The 18,593-nt window shown below is 58.9% G+C and carries 16 protein-coding genes; 7 read left to right on the forward strand and 9 right to left on the reverse strand.

Annotated elements, in window-relative coordinates; all coding sequences use genetic code 11:
- Window positions 1-74: 74 nt before the first annotated feature.
- From AC0J5Z_RS06225 to AC0J5Z_RS06235, 3 genes are all read left to right on the forward strand, one after another.
- Window positions 75-821, forward strand: coding sequence for an aspartate/glutamate racemase family protein (locus AC0J5Z_RS06225; RefSeq protein ID WP_475038197.1), 747 nt, complete (start codon window positions 75-77; stop codon window positions 819-821).
- A gap of 31 nt (window positions 822-852) precedes the next feature.
- Window positions 853-1,620, forward strand: coding sequence for an SDR family oxidoreductase (locus AC0J5Z_RS06230; RefSeq protein ID WP_475038198.1), 768 nt, complete (start codon window positions 853-855; stop codon window positions 1,618-1,620).
- A gap of 266 nt (window positions 1,621-1,886) precedes the next feature.
- Window positions 1,887-3,374 (forward strand): cation:dicarboxylate symporter family transporter, encoded by a 1,488-nt coding sequence (locus tag AC0J5Z_RS06235; RefSeq protein ID WP_475038200.1) that lies wholly within the window; start codon window positions 1,887-1,889, stop codon window positions 3,372-3,374.
- Window positions 3,375-3,445: 71 nt separating this feature from the next.
- Here the strand turns inward: AC0J5Z_RS06235 and AC0J5Z_RS06240 are convergent, their stop codons facing one another.
- Together AC0J5Z_RS06240 and AC0J5Z_RS06245 are read right to left on the reverse strand one after the other, a co-directional pair.
- A complete protein-coding gene (locus tag AC0J5Z_RS06240) occupies window positions 3,446-3,856 on the reverse strand; it encodes a sterol carrier family protein (RefSeq protein ID WP_475038203.1) in 411 nt (136 codons plus the stop codon).
- A gap of 21 nt (window positions 3,857-3,877) precedes the next feature.
- Entirely contained in the window at window positions 3,878-4,894 is a 1,017-nt protein-coding gene (locus tag AC0J5Z_RS06245) for an asparaginase (protein ID WP_475038205.1), read from the reverse strand.
- A gap of 117 nt (window positions 4,895-5,011) precedes the next feature.
- On the opposite strand from AC0J5Z_RS06245, the gene purD reads away from it, so the two are divergent.
- Together purD and AC0J5Z_RS06255 are read left to right on the forward strand one after the other, a co-directional pair.
- A complete protein-coding gene (gene purD, locus AC0J5Z_RS06250; protein ID WP_475039596.1) occupies window positions 5,012-6,322 on the forward strand; it encodes a phosphoribosylamine--glycine ligase in 1,311 nt (436 codons plus the stop codon).
- A 2-nt stretch (window positions 6,323-6,324) separates the two neighbouring features.
- The gene (locus AC0J5Z_RS06255; RefSeq protein WP_475038208.1) at window positions 6,325-7,263 is read left to right on the forward strand and encodes a phosphoribosylaminoimidazolesuccinocarboxamide synthase; all 939 of its coding nucleotides are present in this window, start codon (window positions 6,325-6,327) and stop codon (window positions 7,261-7,263) included.
- Between the two features lie 73 nt (window positions 7,264-7,336).
- Here the strand turns inward: AC0J5Z_RS06255 and AC0J5Z_RS06260 are convergent, their stop codons facing one another.
- Window positions 7,337-8,602: a helix-turn-helix domain-containing protein gene (locus AC0J5Z_RS06260; protein ID WP_475038210.1), complete on the reverse strand. Its 1,266-nt coding sequence runs from the start codon at window positions 8,600-8,602 to the stop codon at window positions 7,337-7,339.
- Window positions 8,603-8,730: 128 nt separating this feature from the next.
- Between AC0J5Z_RS06260 and AC0J5Z_RS06265 the strand changes: the two genes are divergently transcribed.
- Both AC0J5Z_RS06265 and AC0J5Z_RS06270 read left to right on the forward strand, forming a co-directional pair.
- Window positions 8,731-8,955, forward strand: coding sequence for a hypothetical protein (locus AC0J5Z_RS06265; protein WP_475038213.1), 225 nt, complete (start codon window positions 8,731-8,733; stop codon window positions 8,953-8,955).
- A gap of 301 nt (window positions 8,956-9,256) precedes the next feature.
- Window positions 9,257-9,640 (forward strand): helix-turn-helix domain-containing protein, encoded by a 384-nt coding sequence (locus tag AC0J5Z_RS06270; protein WP_475038215.1) that lies wholly within the window; start codon window positions 9,257-9,259, stop codon window positions 9,638-9,640.
- Here the strand turns inward: AC0J5Z_RS06270 and AC0J5Z_RS06275 are convergent.
- The 6 genes from AC0J5Z_RS06275 to AC0J5Z_RS06300 form a co-directional block, all read right to left on the reverse strand.
- On the reverse strand, window positions 9,629-10,243 hold the full coding sequence (locus AC0J5Z_RS06275; RefSeq protein ID WP_475038217.1) for a Cap15 family cyclic dinucleotide receptor domain-containing protein: 615 nt from the start codon (window positions 10,241-10,243) through the stop codon (window positions 9,629-9,631). The genes AC0J5Z_RS06270 and AC0J5Z_RS06275 overlap by 12 nt on opposite strands.
- Window positions 10,240-10,959 (reverse strand): nucleotidyltransferase-like protein, encoded by a 720-nt coding sequence (locus tag AC0J5Z_RS06280; protein ID WP_475038218.1) that lies wholly within the window; start codon window positions 10,957-10,959, stop codon window positions 10,240-10,242. The genes AC0J5Z_RS06275 and AC0J5Z_RS06280 overlap by 4 nt, the downstream gene beginning before the upstream one ends.
- Window positions 10,960-11,126: 167 nt before the next feature.
- Complete coding sequence (locus AC0J5Z_RS06285; RefSeq protein WP_475038221.1) at window positions 11,127-12,575, reverse strand: RNA-binding domain-containing protein; 1,449 nt, start codon at window positions 12,573-12,575, stop codon at window positions 11,127-11,129.
- Window positions 12,575-15,619, reverse strand: coding sequence for a type I restriction endonuclease subunit R (locus AC0J5Z_RS06290; protein ID WP_475038222.1), 3,045 nt, complete (start codon window positions 15,617-15,619; stop codon window positions 12,575-12,577). The genes AC0J5Z_RS06285 and AC0J5Z_RS06290 overlap by 1 nt, the downstream gene beginning before the upstream one ends.
- A complete protein-coding gene (locus tag AC0J5Z_RS06295; RefSeq protein ID WP_475038223.1) occupies window positions 15,616-16,848 on the reverse strand; it encodes a restriction endonuclease subunit S in 1,233 nt (410 codons plus the stop codon). The genes AC0J5Z_RS06290 and AC0J5Z_RS06295 overlap by 4 nt, the downstream gene beginning before the upstream one ends.
- Entirely contained in the window at window positions 16,845-18,413 is a 1,569-nt protein-coding gene (locus AC0J5Z_RS06300; RefSeq protein WP_475038226.1) for a type I restriction-modification system subunit M, read from the reverse strand. The genes AC0J5Z_RS06295 and AC0J5Z_RS06300 overlap by 4 nt, the downstream gene beginning before the upstream one ends.
- Window positions 18,414-18,593: the final 180 nt, after the last annotated feature.

Raw genomic sequence — 18,593 nt, forward strand, 5'->3', positions numbered from 1 at the left:
ACCCAGGATCAGGGCTTGCCCGTCCTCCCCGGTTCATCGGGCAGAGGGCGGGCGCAGCCGTTGAGAGGAAACCCATGCGCATCCTTGTCGCAAACGTGAACACCACCCAGTCCATGACGGATTCCATCGCCGCCCAGGCGCGTGCAGCAGCTGCACCGGGCACCGAGATCATCGGAATCACGCCCCGTTTCGGCGCGGACTCCTGTGAAGGGAACTTTGAAAGTTACCTCGCAGCGATCGCCGTCATGGACGCGGTGGTCAACTACCCCGAGCCGTTCGACGCCGTCATCCAGGCCGGCTATGGCGAGCACGGCCGCGAAGGACTTCAGGAGCTCCTCGACGTCCCGGTGGTTGATATCACCGAGGCAGCAGCCAGCACTGCAATGTTCCTGGGCCACAAGTACTCCGTGGTCACCACCCTGGACCGCGCGGTTCCGCTCATCGAGGACCGGCTCAAGCTCGCCGGTCTGGAAGCACGTTGCGCATCTGTCAGGGCCAGCGGCATGGCCGTGCTGGAACTCGAGGAATTCCCGGAGCGTGCTGTTGAAGCCATCGTGAGCCAGGCGGAACAAGCGGTCCAGCATGACAAGGCCGAGGTCATCGTCCTTGGCTGCGGCGGCATGGCAGGCCTGGACGAGCAGATTCGCCAGCGCACGGGCGTTCCCGTAGTGGATGGTGTGGCCGCAGCTGTCACCATCGCCGAGTCACTGGTCCGGCTCGGACTGTCGACGTCCAAGGTGCGAACCTACGCGACGCCGCGCCCGAAGACAGTCATAGGCTGGCCGATAACCGCAGCCCAGCCGGCAGAAGCCGCACGCTGACGCTCGTACGCACCACTCGAAAGGCAACCACATGACTGACTCCAGCCCGCCCGCAAACTCGAGGGTCGCCGTCGTGACCGGGGCCGGCTCGGGTATTGGGCGGGCCGTTGCCAAGCTCTTGCTGGCTGATGGGTACCGGGTGGCGTTGGCCGGGCGCCGCGAGGCGCAGCTGCTCGAAACCGCGGGCGACCATCCCAACGCCCTTGCCGTTCCGTGCGATATAACAGCGCCCGACGACGTCGCACGCCTTTTCGCGGAGGTCCGCCAACACTGGGGTCGGATTGATGTGCTGTTCAACAACGCCGGCATCTTCGGCCCGGCCGGCGACGTGGGTGAGATCAGCGTGGATGAGTGGGAAGCGACCCTCCGGGTCAATGTCACAGGCTCCATGCTGTGTGCTGCCGAAGCTGTGCGGACCATGAAAGCCCAAACGCCGCAGGGTGGGCGCATCATCAACAATGGCTCCATTTCGGCGCATTCGCCCAGGCCCAGGTCCGTGGCCTATACGGTGACCAAACATGCGATGACGGGCCTTACCAAGAGCATCGAGCTCGACGGCCGGGAGTTCGGGATCACGTGCGGGCAGATCGATATCGGTAATACCCGCACCGAAATCATGGACACGATCGGCGTTGGCTCCGGGGCACTGCAGGCAGACGGCAGCCGCAAGGTGGAGCCCATGTTCCCCGTGGATGACGCCGCCCGTGCCGTGCTGATGATGGCCAACATGCCGGCGTCCGCCAGTGTTGGATCCTTGGTGGTCACCGCCGCAGGCATGCCATTCGTGGGCCGCGGCTAGCCTTCGCGCGCACGTCGGCATAGGCGGCGCGTGCCGCCACCACCCACTTTGAATTTCCGATGCCCGTGACACGCCCATAGAGGGGCGTGTCACGGGCATTGCTGCGTCAAAGGTGGTGGTGAAGGCGCGGCGACCCAGCTTCAAACCAAATATGACTTTCCACAATATGGAAATCGAATTTCCCCTTGCGGAATGATGTGAGCAGGCTTACATTTGAAAAACCCCCTCAAAATGTGGGGCTGTTCCCAACTGATTGGTTCAGATCAATGAAGATCCCAGACCCCGCGGCGCTGAAGGCGAGTTCGGCCCCGCAGAAGAAAAAGCGGCTGTACCAGTCGCTCTTTTTTCAGATCCTGATCGCCGTCGTCGCAGGTGTGCTCATCGGTCATTTTTGGCCGACCATTGGGTCCGCCCTCCGGCCACTGGGTGATGGATTCATTCAACTCATCAAAATGATCATCGCCCCGCTGATTTTCCTCGTGATCGTCACAGGCATCTCGGCAGTGGGCGACGTCAAGGCGGTCGGAAGGGTCGGGGTCAAAGCGCTCCTGTACTTCACCGGCGCCACTCTCTTCGCCCTCGTTTTCGGGCTCATCGTCGGAAATATCGTGCAGCCTGGTGCTGGCCTTAATATCGACCCCGCTACGCTCTCCCAGGACGCACTCAACGCCAAGACCGGAAACGCGCCGCCCAAGGACGCTGCAGCGTTCATCCTGGATGTCATTCCCGTCAGCGTGATCGGTGCTTTTGCCAACAACAGCCTTCTTCAGGTGCTGTTCTTCTCAGTATTCTTCGGCGCAGCCATCGTGGTCATTGGCCGCGAACGGTGCCTCCCGGTCATTAGCCTCATGGAAACGGTCCTGGAGCTGATCTTCAAGATCATGTCCTGGATCATGAAAGTGGCTCCCATCGGCGCATTCGGCGCCATGGCGTTCATCATCGGCCAGTACGGACTCGGCACGCTCAGTACTTACGCCCTCCTTATAGCCGCCTGCTACGGCGCAGCGATTGTCTTCATCGCCTTGCTGTTCCTGGTGGCCTGGGGCTTCGCCCGGGTTCCGCTGTGGTCATTCCTCAAGTACACCCGCGAAGAATTCCTGCTGGCACTCGGCACGGCCTCCACGGAAGCCGTCATGCCGCGCATCATGACCAAGCTAACCAACGCAGGCTGCTCCCGTGCCACCACCGGCCTGGTTGTTCCCACCGGCTACTCCTTCAACCTGGACGGCGCCGCGATCTACCTGTCCATCTCCCTGCTGTTCCTGGCGCAGGCCTTCGGCCACAACCTGGACCTAGGCCAGCAGCTGGCAGCCCTCGGCGTCCTGCTCCTGACCTCCAAGGGCATGGCGGGCGTGCCGGGTTCATCCTTCCTGGCACTTTCCGCCACGGCCGCGGCACTGGGCATTTTCCCGGTAGCCGGCGTCGCGCTCCTCCTCGGAGCCGACCGCCTCATGGACTCCATGCGCGTCGTGGTGAACCTGCTCGGTAACTGCGTGGCAACGTTTGTGGTGGCCAAGTGGGAAGGCCAGTTCGACCGCAGCGTCATGGTCCGCGCCTTCAACGGTGAAATCACCAACCACGACTCCGCCGTCATGCTCGGCAAGGAAGAGATCTTCGAGGAGCAGGAACTCCAGCGCATCAGCGAAGGTCAGGAACCCTCACCCAAGTTCCGCGGTGGCCCAGCTGCGGACGACATCCCGCAATTCGAGATGAGCAAGCCCGGCCAACCATCCACCCCGGTCTGCCCGGACTAACTCAGGAGTTTTTAGTACAACTGATGCCCTTAAGACGTGGTCTTGAGGGCATCAGTTGTACAAGAACCCGTTTAAAGGGGCAGCAGTTCCGAGAGGTCCGCGCGCAAACCGGAAGCAGTCAGCTTATGGTTCGAAACTGCGTCTGCCCATGACATCCGGCCGGTCACCAGCGACAGCCAGGTGGCGGCGTCGCACTCGATCACGTTCGGGGGAGTGCCGCGCGTATGGCGAGGCCCTTCAACGCACTGCGTGACGCCGAACGGCGGTACCCGCACCTCCACCGAATTGCCGGGCGCGCGGGCGGTGACTTCCTCCAGAGAGTAGCGGACCGCCGTCGCAATTAAAGAGCGCGACGGCGGGGTCCCGGCAGCGGCGCCAGGGTCACCTGCGGTTTCGGCGCTGGAAGGCTCGACGGCGGCCTGCCAGGCTGCCAGCGCAGCGCGGCCCTCGGAAACATCGACGCGGCGTCGTGCAACAGCCATAGCTTTCTCCCCTAAGAATTACTAGTCGAGCAGGGCCGAGACGGCATGGCCCAGGCGGATCTTGCCCACAGCGCGACCGCCGCCGAGCACGGGCTCAACCACTCGTTCCAGGACGCTGGAGACTGCCGGGATGTCGACGGCGCCACTCACGGCCAGGAGTGTCAGGCCCACCAAAGACGTGGCGCGCAGGTTCCCGTCCAGCATCTTCACGGCCACCGTGGCGCCGGTGGGAGTCGCCAGAACCAGGACGCCCTCGGCGCCGATCTTGGCCAGGACGTCCAGTTCTTCCATGACAATCGTGTTGGATTCGCCCTTGCCTTGGACAGCCCAGGGGTAGTCGAGCATGGACGTGGCGATGGTGGCGGCACGCGCATTTGAGGAGGAATCGCCGGGGGACTTGGCCAGACGGGAGTACGCGCGTGCCAGACCGGTCAGGGAGATGGCGGCGACGGGAGCTCCGCAGCCGTCGATGCCCAAGTGGGAGATCGTTTCGCCGCTGTATTCCTCGATGACGGACCGTACGCGCTGCTGGAGCGGGTGATTGGGTTCGAGGTAGCTGCGCAGGTCCCAGCCATTCTCAGTGCACGCCCACAGGAAGGCGGCGTGCTTCCCGGAGCAGTTGAAGGCCAGCTTGGATTGCCCGCGTTCGGAGCGGACCAGCCAGTTGCGGGCCGTTTCGTCCTGGGGCCACGCGGTGGGGCATTGGAGGTTTTCCTCCTTCACGCCCGCTGCTTTGAGCATCCCTTCCACCACGTCCATGTGATCCAGGGATCCGGTGTGGCTTCCGCAGGCCACGGCTACCTGGGCACCACGGAGCGGCACTCCGGACTGCATGGAAGCCAAGGCCTGGAAGGGCTTGAGGGTGGAGCGGGCGAGGATGGGAGCGTCGATGTCACCAAGACGGGTGACTACCGAGCCGTCACCGGCAAGAACCACGGCCGCGCCGATGTGCCGGGACTCAATAAAGCCACTTCGTTCGATCACTGCCAGTTCCACCGCGGACTCAACGTTGAACGTTTCATGCGAACTCATGGGCATGAAGTAAGTCTAGGGCGCGTTCCCGGGTCATCCGCGCGCCCGCGCGCTTAGGGTGGCCCGGTCCGGTGAGTGACACAGCTTAGGCCGCGCGCCCTTCACAAAGTACCCTTGAAGACTGTGAAGGTACTCGTCATTGGCCCAGGCGGCCGCGAACACGCCATTGTCCGCTCTCTGCTTGAAGATCCCAACGTTTCCGAGGTCCACGCGGCCCCGGGCAACGCAGGCATCAGCAAACTCGTTCCCACCCATGCGATTGACGGGAACAACCCGGAAGCCGTGTCCGCCCTCGCCACCAAGCTGGGCGTGGACCTGGTTGTCGTCGGACCCGAGGCGCCTTTGGCTGCCGGTGTGTCCGACGCCGTCCGCGAGGCCGGTATCCCGGTGTTCGGTCCCAGCAAGGAAGCAGCCCAACTGGAGGCTTCCAAGGCATTCGCCAAGCAGATCATGGCCGAAGCCAACGTTCCCACGGCCATGGCCCGCGTTGCCACCAACGCCGAGGAAGCTGCCGACGCCCTGGACACTTTCGGCGCCCCGCACGTCGTCAAGGACGACGGCCTGGCCGCAGGTAAGGGTGTGGTAGTCACCAAGGACCGAGCTGAAGCCCTGGCACACGCCCAGGCGTGCTTCGACGCCGGTGGAACAGTGGTCATCGAGGAATTCCTTGACGGCCCCGAGGTTTCCCTGTTCGTCCTCTGCGACGGCCGTAACACCGTCCCGTTGTCCCCGGCGCAGGACTTCAAGCGCATCTTCGATAACGACGAAGGCCCCAACACCGGCGGCATGGGCGCGTACACCCCGCTTGAATGGGCTCCTGAGGGCCTGGTCCAGGAAGTCATCGACCGCGTGGCCCAGCCCACTGTGGACGAGATGGCCCGCCGCGGCACCCCGTTTGTCGGTGTGCTGTACTGCGGTCTCGCCCTGACATCCCGCGGCACGCGCGTCATCGAGTTCAACGTCCGCTTCGGCGACCCCGAGACGCAGGCCGTCCTCGCTCGCCTCAAGACACCGCTCGGCGCGCTGCTGCTGGCAGCTGCCAAGGGCGAACTGGACACCGCAGAAGAGCTGCGCTGGTCCAAGGACACGGCAGTCGCCGTCGTCGTTGCTGCCGAGAACTACCCGGACGCACCCCGCACGGGCGACCGTATCCGCGGCCTGAAGAAGGTGGACGAGCTGGACGGTGTCCACGTGGTCCACGCCGGCACCAAGCTGGACGACGCAGGCAAGGTAGTCTCCGCAGGCGGACGCGTCCTCGCGGTAGTGGCGCTCGGTTCCGATCTGGTGGAGGCCCGCGAAAAAGCGTACGACGGCGTTGAGCTGGTTCAGCTTGAAGGCTCGCAGTTCCGTACGGACATCGGAGGCAAAGCCGCCCGAGGCGAAATCCGCGTGCCGTACACAGCCACCGGAACCATCCCGAAAGTGCAGGCCTGAACATGACTGAAGGCATCCCCTCCGGCGGCTTCGAAACCGAAACGCTGGAACTCCCGGGTTGGACGCACGTCTACTCCGGCAAGGTCCGCGACCTTTACGTGCCGGCCGATGAAGCCATCACGGAGAAGGTCGGGCAGGAATGCGTGCTGGTTGTCGCCAGCGACCGCATCAGCGCCTACGATCACGTCCTGAGCAGCGAAATCCCGGACAAGGGTCGTGTCCTCACGCAGTTGAGCCTGTGGTGGTTCGATCAGTTGGATGTTGAGCACCACGTGCTGGCTTCCACGGTTGAGGGTGGAGTTCCCGCTGCCGTCGAGGGCCGCGCCATGATCTGCAAGAAGCTGGACATGTTCCCGGTGGAGTGCATTGCACGCGGCTACCTGACTGGGTCCGGTCTGGTGGAGTACAAGGAATCCGGGACGGTCTGCGACATTCCCCTGCCCGAGGGCCTTGTTGACGGTTCGCGCTTGGACCAGGCTCTGTTCACGCCGTCTGCCAAGGCAGAGGTGGGCGAGCACGACGTCAACATCACCTACGACGATGTTGTGGCCATGGTGGGCGATGACATCGCTGCCCGCCTCAGTGAGCTCACGTTGAAGATCTATACCCGCGCCGAGGAGATTTCCCGTGAACGCGGGATCATCCTGGCCGACACCAAGGTGGAGTTCGGCATTGACGCGGCCACCGGTGTCATCACGCTGGGGGACGAGGTCCTGACCCCGGACTCCTCGCGCTTCTGGGACGCGTCCACGTATGCGCCCGGTCAGTCGCAGCCTTCGTATGACAAGCAGTACGTCCGCGACTGGCTGACCTCCGCCGAGTCCGGCTGGGACAAGTCCTCGGACGTCCCGCCGCCGGCCCTGCCCGCCGAGGTGGTGGAACGCACCCGCGCCCGCTACGTGGAGGCTTACGAGAAGCTCACGGGCCGCACCTTCGCCTAAGGCACCCAACTGAGTCGCAGTTAAGCGCGTTTTGACCCCTCAAAACGCGCTTAACTGCGACTTACTTGGTTAATCAGGCTTCCGAGTGTTCCTTCGCGGCCCGGCGCTCGGCTAGGCGGATCTCCAGGACTGCATCCATGGCCTGCTGAACCCGGTCCGAAGCTCCCGCCGCACTGAAGTCGTGCTGCGCCTCTTCCAGGAATTGGAGCGCCTCAGTGGGTTCGCCAGCTGCTTTCAAGGACTTGCCCAGCAACAGCGAAACTTCGCCGGCAGTGTGCCGGGCCAACACCTTGCGGTCGGCGTAGATTTCGCGGAGCTTCTCCACAGCTGCGGGGATGTCCCCCGTCAGGTACAGCCAGCGGGCGCGGATGAAAGCGACCTCCAACTGGTCTGTCTTGTTGCCGCCAACGATCGACAGCGCCAGTTCCGCACGCTCAATGGCGGACAACGTCTCCGGTTCCACAATCCCTGAGGACAGTCGAACGGCTGCGGACGCCTTGTTGAACCGGGCCCACAGTTCGATGTCGTTGGCGGGGGAGAGGAGCTTGGCTGCACGCTCGTGATGCTTAATGCCCTCTACGTAGTCGTGGCGCATGAAGGCGACGTTGCCAACCACCCACGCGACTTCGCCGGCCAGCTGCGACATGGAGTGTTCGTCCATGTGCTCGATCATCGCAAGGCAGTACTGCCAGGCTTCGTCCAGCTTGCCGCTCTCGGCAAGGGCTCCGATCAGCGCGCGGTGCGCACCGATGATGAGCGTGGATCCCTTGGGCAGCTGCTCGCTGAGCTTTACGGCTTGCTTGGCGTGCTCGACGGCGGTGGCCAGCTGTCCTTGTCCGTGACACACCGCGGCAAGCATCTGCCAGGCGCGCACTCCGAGGCCCGCGGATTCCGTGGCCATGGGGTGTTCCAAGAGGTGCTCAACGATTTGCTGGCATTCCTTCAACTGGCCTTGCTTCATCACGCACTCGGCCTGCATGTACGTCATGTTCCACCAGGCGCTGTTGTTCTTGGCCTCGAGGGCAATCTGCGCGGCGGTGGCGGCGTGGCTTGCAGCGAGTTGGTAGTCGCGAAGATCCCAGGCCTGCCGGGCATACAGCCCGGCGAGGACGTATTCAGCGTCGCTCACGGAAACCGGCTGGCTCCACGCTTCGAGTGCTTTGGGTGCCAGCTCCAGCCGGCGGGCCAGCTCTTCAATGACTTCGGCCGTAGGCTCACGCCGTCCGGTCTCAAGCAACGAAATGTAGCTCGGTGAATACAGGTTTTTGCCGAGCTCTGCCTGCGTTAACCCACGTTCGAGCCGTTCGGCACGTAGCTTCTCGCCGAATCCGTTTCCCACGGGTCCCTCCTACAGGTGTCTTTTTGACCAAAACCTTGACAGTCTCTGTGGAAAACATTTTACAATGTATGTCAACAGGGACCGTGCAATTTCCGTAACGAATCCGACTCGCATTGGGGTACAACATCATGTTCAAGAAAATCATCGCTTCAGTGGCCGTGGCGGGCGCACTGACGCTCGCGGTTGCGGCTCCCGGGGTAGTCTCTGCTGCTCCCGCAGCAGATTCCAGCACAGTAAGCGCCATTGGCAACTGGCCGGACCCCATGCGGTCCACCACCACGACACCCGCGAAGGACAAGACCGAAACGACGGTCACCACGATGTCCATCGGCAACTGGCCCGATCCTATGTAAAGCAACTGCAGTAAAGAAACCCCGGAGCGTGACGAGAGAAGCTCCGGGGTTTCTTTTTGCCCTTTTGCGGCTGCACTTGGCGACACCCAAATTCGCTGAGGAACCGGAAGTGGGGCAGCGCCACCCGGATGTGCGTGGCGCGGGAGGGGATGCGTGGCGTGCCCGGGTATGTGTGTCATCGTGTGGGGAGCCTGAGTAGATCAGGGCAAACAAAAATGGCGCCGATTTCTCGACGCCATTCTCGTGTTTGGTCGAGGTCCTAGGATGTTACTCGAACCAAAGCGGCCCCAGAATCGAGCAGATGACGACCGTCGCGGCCGCGCTGAAACGGATGGATGCTGGTCAGATTCAACCACGTCCGCAGCGAGCAGTCCGCAAGATTCAGCGAAACCGGCTGTCCGACCGCTTCACTCCGGACGAGCTGGCCCAACTTGTCGCTCGCTATCAAGCTGGCGAAATGAGCACGGCACTGGCGCGTGAACACGGCATCGCCAAGTCAACCTTCTTGCGCTTGCTTGCCGAGCATGGTGGCGCCTCCAGACCTCGCGGCCTGACGCCAGCCAAGGCGAAACAGATTCTTCGTCTCCGCAAACAGGGGATGATCATTCGCGACATCGCCAAGGAAGTCGGGTGCAGCTATGACACTGCTCGCATGTTCCTCTCGGCGCATGTATCAGAAAAGTGAGACCGCCTCGTCGTAGTCATCGGCAATCTTCTTGTTGCGTTGGTTGAAGTCAAGCTCACCTCTGGTGTCCCTATCAGTCCAGTACCGTCCAGTCAGGCGTCGAGCTGGCTTGCCGGAAATCTCCAGTGTCGTTGACCCGTGGTGCATGCGACTGATCGTTTCGTGCTTCATCTTCGGTTTGTTGAAGAAGAGGTAATGAAGCACCGATAGTCCGTCTGTCTTGGTTACTCCTGCCAGTGAGGACTCTGACTTGGACTCATTGGTCAGGAGTGTGACATGTACCTGGCCAAATGTCTGGCGTACAACGAGATAGGCGTCCTTCGGAGCGATTTGTTGTCCGCTTGCATCGATCCATGACGACTCTAGGGTGCCCTTCCACGTGCCTCTGACGCTTAGAGGTACGCCAGGGATCAGTTGTAGCCAAGGAAGTCTCCAAAGCCACAGATCCCACGATGTAAAGAGCGCCGTGGCGACAAACACAGCTCCCGATAAGTACTTTGCTGGTTCCAGATTTAGAACACCGCTAGTAATCCACGAGGCGATCGCAAGGACTGCCAGGAGGACAGAGGCCCCGATCCGGATACCTAAGCTGCTGTTTTTCATGAGGTGTACCCCAGGTAGTTCCACGCAGCCTTCACGAAATCGCGTCCGTCTGCGCGAGTCCATGGCTGAGACGAGTGGAACAGGTATTTGCATTCGTTGGGTTCCAGCCAGCGTTTGGACGATTCAGTTGGTTCAGCACCATCGAGCTCGCCCCAGACGTGAACTATGACTCCTCGGATGATCTCGGTCCACGTTGACCGTGTCAGGACGTCGTTCGGGCAGTTGTAGACGAGGCACTCCATGAAGAATGAAGGCACTTCTCGGTGGTAGTTGCTTTCGACCATGGCGTTTTCGACACGCTTCATGATGCGGACAGCCTTCTTGTATCGCGCTCCTGTTGCGTTGTTCTTTGCCCGGCCGTTAGTCAACTGCTGTTCCGGGTAGTTGGTGAGGTACGAACCATCCTTCTTATAGACACGGGAGCCTTTGCGGTGCGTTCCGTTGGCGAAGTGGTACTCATAGCTGAATGCCGGAACCACGTCGGCTTCAACACGCGCTGTGTTGGAATCTATCCGTATTGCGGTGGACCCAGAAGTGTCGACATGGCTAGGAAACTTGGCCTGAAGGGCGGCGACCAGTTCGGCGCGCAGCTTACTGGGAGTCCATTGGCCGGCGTAGGGAGTGTATGTTGTCGGATGAGCGCCAGGACTTGCCTCTTCCCAATAGGTGACGTCATTGCATTGAACGACGATGTCGACATCACTATCGGCCTTCACGTTGGTGTTATTGGCGTAAGATCCCTTTGCATAGACCTTTAGTGTGCAGTCGCTAAATCCGGGATGCTCCTGTATTGCCGCACGAATCATACGCTCGGTGCGGTCCTGCTTCTCCTGCTCCGAATCGCTGGATGGGCCTGTCCAGCCGGCTAACTTCGTCTCTAAACTCATTCTTTTGGATTCCCCGTTTGATGTGGATGCGTGGCCTCACCCTCACTGTCGGTGAGGTCGAGTATCTGTCTTGCCGCTTCGGTGAGGTCGTGAGTCGGGTCGACCTTGACCGTGATCTCTCCGCTGTAGACATCGTTGTGATCCCGTGCCGTAAGCTCCCAGGACCCTTTGATCGTTGTTAGTGCCTGATCGCCCACCAGGAGGACTAGCTCGTCATTCTCAGACTCAAAGCTGCCTCGCGGTCGCAGTTCGCCGACCGTAATTTCCAGGCTTACTGAGCCGCCGTTTTTGTAATTGATCGAGGGCGGGATGTATGGCCTCGCCGGGGGAGTGTAGAGGTTGGCTGCCGTGAGATGGGCGGTGTTGAAACCAAGTGCTCGCTGCCTAGGGCCCCATTCACGTGGCGGAAGGGGAAGCCCGAAGTCCTTGAAGTTTTTGGCATATGTGCGCGACTCGTACTCGACGGCCGAGATATCACCTGCAAGATGCAACTTCAGTTCAACATCGTGGAAGAAGGTGGTCGTACGATTCGTGATCTTCACGATGGCTGGTTGAAACTGGCAGCCAACCATCTTCTTGAGTGCCTTATCCCAAGCAGATCGAAAGCGTGCTTCCCAGCGATCGATGGAATCGAGATAGTCCCGTTCTGTTCGTTCTTCGGGCTCCGTCATCGCCCTTGAAAACGATGCGGCAGCATTGAGCGCCGACTGGAAGCTGGAAAGGTCCATAATGCTGGACCCCATTGTGGACACCGCGGGCTGCTTTGGTTCTTTTTTGGGCAAGGCGGATTCGAGGCGCTGCCGCTCTGAACTTATGTACTCATCGAGCGTATTTGCGACATCTATAGATGCCGGAGCAACCTCGCCAATCACTTCAACTGAGAAATCCACGGCCGCATGAGCACCGGCAAAGCCGCGTTGAAACAACAAGTCGAGTTCGTCGGCCTTGGCTTCACGTGTCTCACCATCGGCACGCACATAGACGCGGCCGTCAGTCAGAGATTCTCCATTCGCCCGGCAGGGAAACGGACCCTGACCTTGCTTCGGTGGGTCTACGAGTATGACCAGCACCTGGTTAGGGCTATTTTCGATGGGAGCCCAAAGGATGTCCCAGCGTGGTCCGGCGGCGCCGACGTACTGCTGAATCACCCGAGAAATTTCCATCATCTCCACGGGTGGAATGCCCACAACCGATCCCTCGGCGACGCCAATAATCATGACGCCATAACCCTCGAAGGCGGTGGCTGCGATGTCGGGTAGACGGTTGGCAGCCCCCAGGATAAATTTTGCGATCTTCTCCTTGTCCTTCTTTGTGGCAAGGTTTAGCGTGCTCTTTAGTTCGAGGTAGTGGCGCTCGGCAAGGTCACCCTGTTCGGCTACGGCAGCAATGAGCTTCTGAGCCGTGAGGACGCCGCGAGGAGCACGGGAGATATCAATCTCTGTCATTACTTGTCACCGCCTGAGCTGAGGCCAAAGAACCGCTCGAAGAAGACGCCAAGCTTTTCAAGCACGCGCTGCTTCTTCTCACTATGGCCGCCCTTGGCTGAGAATCGAGAGGCTGGAGGGAGTACCTTTGTGATCGCTGTTCCTGTTGTCTGGATACTGCCGTCGCGGAATGCTGTCTCAACAAACACGCGGGTCTCGTCCGGTCGCAGGCTTTCGGACTCGATGATCGCGTCGAGTTCCGCCTCTTTGCGGCTGGCGATGAAAGCGCGCCACTCTTCGTCGATTTCGCCGGTGGCTGACACAGAGTCGACGAAGGCTTCAATAAGGTCCTTTTTGTTGCGCAGGCTCGGGCTGGCATCGACGGCGCGTGAGATCTCAGCGCGGATTTCCTTGTCGTCGCCGTCACCGCGCTCGTTGCGGTACTTTTGCACGAGCATGAGGATGTAATCAACGTTGATTTCAACCTGCTTGATGAGCTCGATCTCGAACACAACGTCGTCATTTATCGACTCCTTGTCCGAGTCTTTGCCACGGCGGAACTCTGCGTAAAGGTCGAGGTAGACGCTGCGGTAGTCCTGAGCCTGTCGTTCCGTCAGGATCTCCTGACCGCCGAAATCATCAAAAGATGTCAGGATGTTTTGGAGCCGGAGGACCGCGCCGAAGAGGGCAATGAACGCCTTCTGTGCCGCCTCACCAACGATAGGTGCACCTAGTGGGAAGTTATTCACCAGCTCGGTGACTTTGTTGGCGTACTCGTCGTAGTACTCGCCGTATGGCTTGAGGACCACGATGCCCTGCGCGTTCTTGTTACCAAAGAGCGCAATAGCGTCGTTGGTCTCCTCCTCAAGATCGCGGAAGGTGACGATGTTGCCATAGGTCTTCACTGAGTTGAGGATTCGGTTTGTTCGCGAATAGGCCTGGATGAGACCATGCGCCCGCAGATTCTTATCGACGAACAACGTGTTCAGCGTCGTGGCGTCGAAACCGGTGAGGAACATGTTGACGACAATGACAATATCGATCTCGCGCTGCTTGAGACGCAGCGAAAGGTCCTTGTAGTAGTTCTGGAACTTGTCAGCGGACGTATCAAAGCTAGTGCCGAACATGTCGTTGTAATCCTGGATCGCGTCTTCCAGGAAGTCACGCGACGATGCATCGAGTGCAGCAGTTTCGAAACCCTCCTCCTCCAGGACGCCATCCTCTACAGCTTCATTCGCTGCGTAGGAATAGATCAGACCAACCTTTAGCTGGCGAGCCGGCGGAAGGTCGCGTTGCTGTATGAAGAACTGATTGTAGTAGCGCTTGGCGGCCTCAATCGAGGCGGTCGCAAATAGCGAATTGAAACCATGAATGCGCTTGCCGGCGAGCGAGTAGTGCTGAGCGCGTTTAGTCTTCTGGTCGAAGTGCTCCAGTATGTAGGCGGTGACTTGGCGTAACCGTTCCGGTGCAAGAAGGGCCTGCTCCGTGTCGATGGCGGACACCTGTTTGTCCGTGAGGTCCTCCGGGAGCTTGATCGTGTTGACGTAGTCAATACGGAACGGCAGAACGTTCTTATCGGTGATCGCGTCGACAATCGTGTAGGTGTGCAACTTGTCGCCAAACGCCTGCTCGGTAGTCTTCAGCTGCGGGTTGCCTCCGCCGCCAGAATTTGCGGCGAAAATTGGGGTGCCAGTGAAGCCGAAGAGGTTGTATCGTTTGAACGCCTTCGTAATCGCGGTATGCATGTCACCGAACTGCGACCTGTGGCATTCATCGAAGATGATCACAATGTGACCTGAGTAGATCTCGTGGCCAGCGTTTGCCTTGATGAATGTGGCAAGTTTCTGGATCGTTGTGATGATGATCCGTGCCTGCGGGTTCTCGAGCTGCTCTTTGAGTACTGACGTCGATGTGTTCGAATTAGCAGCCCCCTTCTCGAACCGGTCGTACTCGCGCATCGTCTGATAGTCCAGGTCCTTGCGGTCCACGACGAAGAGCACCTTATTGACACTCGGAAGTTTAGATGCGAGCTGAGCTGTCTTGAAGCTCGTAAGTGTCTTGCCCGAGCCCGTGGTGTGCCACACATAGCCGCCCGCGGCGACAGTTCCAAGCTGCTTGTAATTGGTCGAGATGTCGATCTTTTGCAGGATCCTCTCCGTAGCCACGATTTGGTACGGCCGCATGACGAGCAGCATTCCGTCGGAAGTTAGGACGCAGTACTTGGTCAGGATGTTCAGGAGGGCGTGCTTCGCGAAAAAGGTTTTTGCAAATGCTGCCAGGTCCTGGATTGGCTTGTTCTGTGCGTCAGCCCACCAAGATGTGAACTCGAATGAGTTTGAGGTCTTTCGCGCCTTCTTCAAGCCAGCAGCATCCGCTAGGTGCTGTCGGCGTGTGGTGTTGGAGTAATACTTCGTAAGAGTTCCGTTGCTAATTACGAACAGCTGTACGTACTCAAAAAGGCCTGATCCCGCCCAGAAACTGTCGCGCTGGTAGCGGTCAATCTGGTTGAAGGCCTCGCGGATATCAACCCCGCGGCGCTTCAGTTCTATATGTACCATCGGAAGTCCGTTGACAAGGACCGTTACGTCGTATCGTGTGGCGTGTGAGGCGCCACCTTCTCCGTGGCCAATCTCGTACTGGTTGATGACCTGCAGCCGGTTGTTGTGAATGTTTGCTTTATCAATGAGCATGACGTTCTTTATTGAGCCGTCGTCGCGCCGCAGGAGCTGGATGTGGTCTTCGTGGATGCGCAAGGTTTTTTCGGCGATCCCATCGTTCGCGCCGACAATGCGTTCCGTGAAAAATCGATCCCATTCGCTGTCACTGAATCTAATGCTGTTCAGCGCCTCTATCTGAGCTCGGAGGTTTGTGATGAGCTGAGGCTCGCTCGTGATGCTTAGGTGGTCGTAAGCCTGCGACTCTAGGAGCTTGATGAACTCGCGCTCCAGATCCGCCTCTGATTGGTATGACGCTTCGCTGTTGGCATCTGGTATGTACTCAGCGACGACAGTGCTCTCGCTGCTGATAGCGATTGGATCGTAAGTCCGTGCTGTTGCTTCGCTCATACGGCCGCCTCCTCAAAGGTCAATAGGCGGTCGCGGTAGTGTTCGTGCTGCTTTCGACGAGCATTCAGCTCAGCCGGCAGACCGACTGACGGATCATTCACAAGCAGATCAAACTTATCGAGAAGTAAAGCGACTTCTTTTTGTTCCTCCATGCTGGGCACCGGGACGACGACAGCTTTCACGATGTCGGCATTCAGATTCTGTACCGTGCCAGATCCCGCTCGCCGGGCGAACTCTGCCTGGACCGTGGACGAGCGAAGTAGATGATAGAGGAAGTCGGGAATGAATGACTCGTTGAAGTGACTGATGGCCAACCATCCGTCATGAATACACCCTTCAATCTTTGATAGGTACGGGCGCCCGAAACTCATTGAATTGGATAGAACGAAATCACCTGGATAAACACGTCGAGACTTCTCCGACCCCTTTTGGGTAATACGTTCAGCAGTCGCAGTGATGTACTTTCCCTGTGCGTTCACATCGCCGATCTTTATCCAAGGGACACCATTCTCATCGTCGGTCTGGAACGCCTGAATTGGGCGCGGCGACGCGCCCCGCAAGATCCTTGCAAGCTTTCCAAGCGGAAGATGAGGAACTTCTGGCTTGTCGAAAGTGATCAAAGAATCTCGATATAGGTCATACTGGCGCCGACGCGCAGTAAGCTCCGATTCCAGCTCCGCTTCCAAATGAGCAAACTTGTCCAAAACCCTGATGATTTCCTGCTGCACGACGATAGGAGGTACCGGAATGGGGAAGGAGAACAGCTTAGTACTGTCGATCGAGGCAACCGAACCACCTCTTTTTCGCGCAAATCGAAGTATCTCCTGGCCGCGGGAGCGTAGGACATGAGCGAGGTATTTTGGCAATAATTCCTTACCAGGAACGATCGCCTTCATGTCTTGGTTAAGTGCTATCGGAACGGGGATGAGTGCGGTGGGTAGAACGCGATCTAGTATGCTCGAGCGAACCACGATGGCTACCGAGTCCGCCGGGACGAGTTTAGTTGAAGATCCCTCCACTGCAGCCTCGGTGATGTAGTCCTGGGTTGAGTCGATTATGGGCGCTCCCATATCCTTTGGCGACAGCCATGGAATGGTCCCGTTCTCCCAGTATTCGAGACGCGCCTTGGACGGCGTTCCGCCACCGAACCACTCACCAACGCTGCCCAGCGGCAGAAATGGCACCCCTTCAGGGCAAAGCTGCTCAATTAGACGGCTGGTGCTGCTCACGAAGCACCTTCCAGATCAGCAACGATTTCATCAATCTCAGCGCGCAGTTTTTGCTGCGAGGCCACAATCCGGGCGATGTCGGCATTCAACTGTTTTATATCGACGGCTTCCCGAAGATCTTTCTGTTCGACGTGTGAGGAGACGCCGAGGTCGTATCCCTGCCTAGCAATCTCTTCGTTTGAGACCATGCGTGCAAAGTGCTCAATGTCCTGACGGGCTGCAAAAGCATCAATGACCTGCTTTTGATTGTCATCCGTAAGTTTGTTTTTATTACCGACACGAAGAAACTGGCCAGCTGCATCGATGAAAAGGATGGAATTATCCTTTTTCGACTTCTTGAGTACAATGATGCAAGTACCGATCGGAGTACCGAAGAATAGGTCAGGCGGCAACTGAATGACAGCATCGACGTAGTTGTTGTCGACAAGGTACTTTCGAATCTTCTGCTCAGCGCCGGCACGATATAGCACGCCCGGGAATTCGACGATTGCCGCCGTACCGTTCACGGCCAGCCAGGACAAGATGTGCATTGTAAATGCCAAGTCTGCCTTTGACTTGGGGGCAAGCACGCCTGCAGGAGCGAATCGGGGGTCATTGATGAGTAGTGGATTAGCATCGCCATCCCACTTAATTGAATAAGGCGGATTGGAAACGATCGCTTCAAAAGGCTCGTCATCCCAATGTGCTGGATCTGTCAGTGTGTCGCCGAGGGCAAGGTTGAACTGCTCGTAATTCACGTCGTGAAGGAACATGTTGATTCGCGCGAGGTTGTACGTGGTCAGGTTAATCTCTTGGCCGTAGAAGCCCTGGCGGACATTATCCTTGCCGAGAACTTTTGCAAACTTCAGCAGGAGTGAGCCGGAACCGCACGCAGGATCGTAGACCTTGTTGACTGATGTTTTGCCGACCACCGTAATGCGAGCGAGTAGCTCGGAGACCTCTTGAGGGGTGTAGTACTCACCACCGGACTTGCCAGCAGCCGACGCGTACATCTGCATGAGAAACTCATAGGCGTCACCGAACGCGTCGATTGTGTGGTCAGAAAAGTTTCCGAGGTTGAGGCTGCCGATAGAGTCGAGTAATTTCACCAACTTCTCATTGCGCTTCGCGACGGTGTTGCCAAGCTTGGCTGAGTTCACGTCCAGATCGTCAAACAGACCCTTTAGGTCGTCCTCGGAGTCCGTGCCGATTGCCGAGCGTTCAATATTTTTGAACACTTTCTGGAGCGCCTCGTTGAGATTTTCATCCTTCGGTGCATGCTTACGCACGTTGGCAAACAGTTCGGATGGAAGGATATAGAAGCCTTTTTCTGCAACGGTGTCCAGGCGTCCGAACTCAGCTTCGGAGTCAGGCAGATTGGCATAATCAAAGTCCGAATCACCTGCGGCACGCTCGAGCTTGTTGAGGTACGCCGTGAGGTTCTCAGAGATGAAGCGGTAGAAGAGCATGCCGAGTACGTAACTCTTGAAGTCCCAGCCGTCAACGCTCCCGCGCAGGTCGTTGGCGATACGCCATATCGTCTTGTGTAGCTCCGCGCGCTGCGCTTCCTTGGTGACTCCGGCCATGGTTGTGTTTATACTCCTTGCGCGTGCGCGCTTACGTGATCCCCTGAGGCTGCGTACTCAACTTAGCAGCGAGCACTGACAGATCCGTGCAGCAGTGCACGGTGTGCTGTTCAGGTGGGAGCGTCGATACCCGAGAGCTTTGCTCTCACAGGGCTACGACATCTGTCCTGATTTTAACCT

The organism is Paenarthrobacter sp. TRD_SC_7, from assembly GCF_056156245.1.

Bases quoted from the DNA above. Each gene is read 5' to 3' on its own strand.
- AC0J5Z_RS06225 (WP_475038197.1), top strand. From the start codon at position 75: ATGCGCATCCTTGTCGCAAACGTGAACACCACCCAGTCCATGACGGAT.
- AC0J5Z_RS06230 (WP_475038198.1), top strand. From the start codon at position 853: ATGACTGACTCCAGCCCGCCCGCAAACTCGAGGGTCGCCGTCGTGACC.
- AC0J5Z_RS06235 (WP_475038200.1), top strand. From the start codon at position 1,887: ATGAAGATCCCAGACCCCGCGGCGCTGAAGGCGAGTTCGGCCCCGCAG.
- AC0J5Z_RS06240 (WP_475038203.1), bottom strand. From the start codon at position 3,856: ATGGCTGTTGCACGACGCCGCGTCGATGTTTCCGAGGGCCGCGCTGCG.
- AC0J5Z_RS06245 (WP_475038205.1), bottom strand. From the start codon at position 4,894: ATGCCCATGAGTTCGCATGAAACGTTCAACGTTGAGTCCGCGGTGGAA.
- AC0J5Z_RS06255 (WP_475038208.1), top strand. From the start codon at position 6,325: ATGACTGAAGGCATCCCCTCCGGCGGCTTCGAAACCGAAACGCTGGAA.
- AC0J5Z_RS06265 (WP_475038213.1), top strand. From the start codon at position 8,731: ATGTTCAAGAAAATCATCGCTTCAGTGGCCGTGGCGGGCGCACTGACG.
- AC0J5Z_RS06270 (WP_475038215.1), top strand. From the start codon at position 9,257: ATGACGACCGTCGCGGCCGCGCTGAAACGGATGGATGCTGGTCAGATT.
- AC0J5Z_RS06275 (WP_475038217.1), bottom strand. From the start codon at position 10,243: ATGAAAAACAGCAGCTTAGGTATCCGGATCGGGGCCTCTGTCCTCCTG.
- AC0J5Z_RS06285 (WP_475038221.1), bottom strand. From the start codon at position 12,575: ATGACAGAGATTGATATCTCCCGTGCTCCTCGCGGCGTCCTCACGGCT.
- AC0J5Z_RS06290 (WP_475038222.1), bottom strand. From the start codon at position 15,619: ATGAGCGAAGCAACAGCACGGACTTACGATCCAATCGCTATCAGCAGC.
- AC0J5Z_RS06300 (WP_475038226.1), bottom strand. From the start codon at position 18,413: ATGGCCGGAGTCACCAAGGAAGCGCAGCGCGCGGAGCTACACAAGACG.